This window comes from Citrobacter sp. CK198, from assembly GCF_030333295.1.
In the GTDB taxonomy this organism is placed as follows: Bacteria; Pseudomonadota; Gammaproteobacteria; order Enterobacterales; family Enterobacteriaceae; genus Citrobacter_B; species Citrobacter_B koseri.
Genome location: NZ_JAOWGE010000008.1, coordinates 1 through 211 on the forward strand (window position 1 = coordinate 1; position 211 = coordinate 211).

Below are 211 nucleotides of genomic sequence, written 5' to 3' on the forward strand. Positions count from 1 at the left end.
TTCGTCTAGAGGCCCAGGACACCGCCCTTTCACGGCGGTAACAGGGGTTCGAATCCCCTAGGGGACGCCACTTGCTGGTTTGTGTGAGTGAAAGTCGCCGGCCCCCGTATCTCAAAACTGACTTGCGAGTCATGTTTGAGATATTTGCTCTTTAAAAATCTGGATCAAGCTGAAAATTGAAACGACACACGTAAAGTGTGTATGAGTCTCT

Annotated in this window: 1 tRNA gene; it reads left to right on the top strand. The window is 49.3% G+C overall.

From position 1 onward, the window contains the following. Window positions 1–70: transfer RNA gene (locus tag OGY62_RS01950), tRNA-Glu, on the top strand. The last annotated feature ends 141 nt before the right edge of the window (window positions 71–211 follow it).